Raw genomic sequence first — 5,061 nt, 5'->3', positions numbered from 1 at the left:
GATTTACAAGAGGAGGTTTTTTACGCTGAAGGGGACCGGAAGTGGGTTGTGGGTTTTTTTCGAGAAAAATAGCGGATAGGTATTAATGCTTGCTGCACTAACTTCTATCCGCTACAATCTAGCTAATCAAAATTGGATTTGAAATGTGCCTCGACTTAGGACATCGCTTGAATGATGTAGTCAAAGTAGGGGGCAGCAGCCGTGGCATCTTCTTGACTCAGAAGGGCCAAGGATGCTTCTTTGAGGCAAACAATGGACTCGGCCATTCCGGGCATCGGAACGCCCAGGGCGTTGTACATTTCCCGGGCACCAATGATGCCGATTTTTTCAATCGGCTCTTTGTCCCCGGCGAGTACGCCATAGGTGGCTAGACGCAGATACCAACCGAAGTCTCGGAGACACTGTGCCCGTTGGCGTTGGCCGTAGGCATTGCCCCCCGGAGAGATAAAATCGGGGCGCTTTTGCCAAAGGCGTTTGCTGGCTTGCTCCACAATTTTCTTCTCGTTCTCAGCTAACGTAGTCGCGATTCGGACCCGTTGCTGGCCGGTTTGAAAAAATTGTGTTAAACTGGTGAGTTCCCCGTTCGTCGGATAACGGAGCTCATCGTCGGCTTTGAGAATAACTTGACTAACTACACTCATGGTTTTACAAAACATCGGAGATCCATCTGTTGTAGTTTAGCCATTGAGGGGAACACAAATAAAGAGAGGTAAATGTAAAGTGAATGCCACTAATGGGCAAAACAATTACGCAGTCGGGGATCGGCAGGATGAAAATTGGCAACAAGGTTGCGCGATCGCAGTAGAAATTGCGGATTTGAGCGACACCGGGGACGGGGTGGGGCGCTATCAGGGGCGTGTGGTGTTCGTTCCCGATGCGGTACCTGGGGATCGCCTGCTGGTCCGGCTGGTCAGGGTTAAGCCTCAATATGCCCAGGGCAAGCTCCTAGAGGTCCTAGAACGCTCTCCCAACCGGATACGCCCTCATTGTATCGTCGCGGATAAATGCGGCGGTTGTCAGTGGCAAAGCGTGGCTTATTCGGCCCAACTCCAAGCGAAGCAAAATCTCGTCACCCAGGCGATCGCCCGAATTGGCGGAATTGAAAACCCGACAGTAGAACCGATTTTGCCCTCTCCTTCTCCCTTTGGCTATCGCAACAAAGCCACCTATCCCCTCAGTCGTTCCTCTTCGGGCAAGGTCCAAGCGGGATACTATGAAAAAAATAGTCACAACTTGGTCAACATTAATCAATGCCCCGTCCAGGACCCCCGGTTAAATCCGCTCCTGGCTGAGGTAAAACAGGACATTCAGGACCGGGGATGGTCGATTTACAACGAAACAGAACACCGAGGGAATTTACGGCACCTGGCGCTGCAAATTGGTCGCCGTACAGGACAGATTTTGCTGACTTTGGTCTCTGCCAATCGCAAGGTGATGGATATTGAGGCTCAGGCGGAGGAATGGTTGAGTCGCTATCCCGATTTGGTGGGAGTTTGCCTCAATTACAACCCCAATCGGACCAATGCGATTTTAGGGGAGGAAACGCGCTGTGTAGCGGGTCAACCCTATTTTGTGGATGAATTTGCCGGAGTCCAGTTACAACTGCGCTCAGATACGTTTTTTCAGGTGAATCCGGAGACAGCGGAACTGCTGTTAGAAAAAATCGCCTCGCGCCTGGATTTGCAGGGGACTGAGCGATTGGTGGATGCCTATTGCGGGATTGGCACCTTTACCCTCCCCCTCGCTAAACGGGTCCAACAGGCGACTGGGTTGGAAATCAATCCAGCGGCGATCGCGATCGCCCAAGAAAATGCCCGACTCAATGGCTTGACAAACGTCTCCTTTCATGAAGGGTCCGTTGAAAAATTATTGCCGCAATTAGAGAGTCTGGGATTACCGCAGGGAGAGAAACCGGATATTGTGTTACTGGATCCCCCGAGAAAAGGGTGCGATCGCAGCGTCTTGGAGACCCTGATTCAGATTGCACCCCAGCAAATTGTTTACATCAGTTGCAAACCCTCCACCCTCGCCCGGGACCTGAAAATCCTCTGTGATAGCGGAATTTATCGACTAAGTTGCTTACAACCGGCTGATTTCTTTCCCCAAACCTCCCATGTTGAAGCCGTCGCGTTCCTCGTGGCACAAGGATAAATTGCGATTGGAGTAGCAATTGTAGGGTGGGCAATGCCCACCTGCACAGAAAGGTGGGCATTGCCCACCCTACAATTGCTATCTCAGAATGATTTAGGGCCGCTATAGTAGAACTTCCCTGGCAAAAATAGGGGGGTTATCTACACCGACAATTGGGCGATCGCTTTGTCAAGATTGAAGAGTAACAAAGAGGACAAACTATGAATAACTCTATTCAATCAATTTACAACTGGTATCGCAACACCCTTCGCAATCCCAAATATCGTTGGTGGATTATTTTGGGAACCGTGGCTTATTTCTTCAGCCCGATTGATATTGCTCCCGATTTTATCCCCGTGATTGGGCAAATTGACGATATCGCCCTGGCAACCTTGTTAGTTGCTGAGTTATCTCAGATTGCAATGGATTATTTTAAAGCCCGAAAAGGTGAAGTCGAAGAATCCACCCATTCTGTCAATACCGCCTCAACGGTGGGGGGTTCTACAGTCGTAGATGTAGAAGCCAGTTCCGTCAATCAATAATTCATTTCTTTAACAAATAGCACCCCCCAAGCCTGCTGGATCAGTAGGCTTTGTTTTTTGCTAGGGGTAGGGATTGTCCGGATGTTAAAGAGGGCGACAAGTTTTATGGTATTTTTAGGGGTTGAAACCGTTTAGAGTGGATAGTTTAGTGCCACGGATAACCGGCAGAAAACAACTCGACTTCTGGGAGAACAGGACTTTAGCAATTTTTTTTATGAAACCCTAAATGTAGAGGCGATTCGCGAATCGCCTCTACATTTAGCCTGCGTTTGGCGCAGCCTGCGCGGCAGCGCTTAGGCAGGCTTTGTTTGTGTAGCCCCACCCTTGAGGGTGCGGGTTGTTATGACCCGGGCAAACCTTTCATAAATGCCGATCGCCATCATGAAATTTAGTGAACTTGTCCAAAAACTTGCCATTCATCTCCCCGATAGTCCCGCTGTTTCCGAGGGGGAGGACCCAGAAATTACGGGAGTTGCTGCTGTAGAAGAGGCAACTGCGGGGAGTTTGAGTTATATCGAAGGCAGTAAATTTGCCGATCGCATCGCGGTGACGGCAGCAACGGCGTTGATTTTGCCGATGGATGCTCAATTGCAACAACAGGCGAGCGATCGGGGAATTGTGTGGGTTGCGACCCCAGAACCGCGATTATTATTTGCTCTGGCGATCGCCTTGTTTTATCAACCCTTTCGACTCCCGGCAGGCATCCATCCCACCGCCTGGATTCATCCGGATGCCAGCTTGGGGGAAAATGTGGCGATCGGGGCCTTTGTCTCCATCGCCCAAGGGGTGAAAATTGCCCAGAATGTCTGCATTCATGCCAACGTCACCCTCTATCCCCATGCTGAAATTGGGGAAGGGACCGTCTTGCATAGCCATTGCACCATTCATGAACGCACCCGCATCGGCAAGGGTTGCACCATTCACGCGGGGGCCGTGATTGGGTCTGAAGGGTTTGGATTTGTGGCCTCTCGCGCTGGGTGGGTGAAAATGGAGCAATCCGGCTATACCGTCCTAGAGGACCGGGTAGAGGTGGGTTGTAATAGTAGTATTGACCGTCCCGCAGTCGGGGAAACTCGGATTGGGGAGAATACGAAAATTGATAATTTAGTGCAGATTGGGCATGGGTGCAAAATTGGCAAAAATTGTGCTATAGCCGCTCATGTAGGATTAGCCGGTGGGGTCAAGTTAGGCAACAACGTGATTTTAGGCGGTCAAGTGGGGGTTTCCAATCAGGTAAACGTGGGAGATGGGGCAGTCGCCTCCGCCAAATCTGGTATTCACAGTGATGTTCCCCCTGGGGCGATCGTCTCCGGTTTTCCGGCAATTCCCAACAAACTCTGGCTGAAAACCGTTGCCATTTCCAACCGTCTCCCAGAAATTTATCAATCCCTCAAGCAACTACAGCGTTTGTTGGGTTCCAAGTCAAATTAGCAGAGGGATTCACCACTGATCTCTGGCACCCGTGGCAACACCCGACGGGGGAGCAATCGATTGGCGGTCTAACAACTGAAGTCGGTTTCAACCGACTGAAAGTCTTATGGGGTGATGCTTTTAGTCGGTTTCCAACCGACTTTAGCGATCGGGCGGGGGTTTGAACCCCCGCCGGTTTATTTCGGTGAACCGGGGTTAAAAATTGAGCCGTCTAATTTTTTTATAAAAAATTATGGTTAAAAACCACAGGTTTGAGGATATATTTTTAACTAGGCCAAATTGAATGATGCGGCTGAATTTTCAGTTTTTAGATCGGGAAGGATAATCATTGAAAGCAATGAGTGAAATTGCTACAACCCCCCTTAAAGGAAAGGCGCTGCTTCAAAAAGTAAAAGAACTCTCGCACTTACCCCGCCGAGAAACCGCCAAGCGCTGTGGATACTACAGCAAGTCAAAAAATGAAGATCTCCGGGTAAACCTCACGGACTTTTATGATGCCGTGCTGGAAGCTCGTGGGATTCCCCTGAGCCCAGAGGGTTCAAAAGATGGTCGCGGTCGAGAGGCAACTTATCGAGTCAGCGTCCACAAAAACGGACAAATTGTCATTGGTTCAACTTATACCCAGTCAATGGGATTAAAGCCCGGTGATGAGTTTGAAATTAAACTGGGTTACAAGCACATCCACCTGATTCAGGTCGATAGCAGTAAAAATGACTTCCTCAACGAAGACGATGAGGAGTTCGACGAAGACGATGAAGATTAGAGTAGAATTTAATCGCAGATTCGTTGAACATTTCTGGGTAATACGGTAAAATAACGCGACTAGAGTCGGATGCAGTAATCATCCATTCCAGTTTGGAGCCTTTCTGCTTGCCTTTGAGACTTCCTTTCTTGGTTGCCGAGGTCGGCAAAAAATGAGGCTTTAAAGCTCCAGGTGAAGCATCCAATACAACTGAAG

General features: G+C 49.5%; 5 protein-coding genes. 4 read left to right on the top strand and 1 reads right to left on the bottom strand.

Annotated elements, in window-relative coordinates:
- Positions 1 to 155 precede the first annotated feature (155 nt).
- A complete protein-coding gene (gene apcD, locus NG833_RS29445) occupies positions 156 to 641 on the bottom strand; it encodes an allophycocyanin subunit alpha-B (RefSeq protein ID WP_254568820.1) in 486 nt (161 codons plus the stop codon).
- Between the two features lie 79 nt (positions 642 to 720).
- On the opposite strand from apcD, the gene rlmD reads away from it, so the two are divergent.
- From rlmD to NG833_RS29425, 4 genes are all read left to right on the top strand, one after another.
- Positions 721 to 2,151, top strand: a complete 1,431-nt coding sequence (rlmD, locus tag NG833_RS29440) for a 23S rRNA (uracil(1939)-C(5))-methyltransferase RlmD (RefSeq protein WP_254568819.1) — start codon at positions 721 to 723, stop codon at positions 2,149 to 2,151.
- A gap of 200 nt (positions 2,152 to 2,351) precedes the next feature.
- A complete protein-coding gene (locus NG833_RS29435; RefSeq protein WP_254568818.1) occupies positions 2,352 to 2,672 on the top strand; it encodes a YkvA family protein in 321 nt (106 codons plus the stop codon).
- A gap of 381 nt (positions 2,673 to 3,053) precedes the next feature.
- Entirely contained in the window at positions 3,054 to 4,103 is a 1,050-nt protein-coding gene (gene lpxD / locus NG833_RS29430) for a UDP-3-O-(3-hydroxymyristoyl)glucosamine N-acyltransferase (RefSeq protein WP_254568817.1), read from the top strand.
- 337 nt (positions 4,104 to 4,440) lie between these two features.
- Complete coding sequence (locus tag NG833_RS29425) at positions 4,441 to 4,866, top strand: AbrB family transcriptional regulator (RefSeq protein ID WP_254568816.1); 426 nt, start codon at positions 4,441 to 4,443, stop codon at positions 4,864 to 4,866.
- Positions 4,867 to 5,061: the final 195 nt, after the last annotated feature.

It is taken from the genome of Oscillatoria sp. HE19RPO, from assembly GCF_024220515.1.
Lineage (GTDB): Bacteria > Cyanobacteriota > Cyanobacteriia > Cyanobacteriales > Laspinemataceae > Laspinema.
This window is presented reverse-complemented; position numbering and strand designations above follow the sequence as displayed.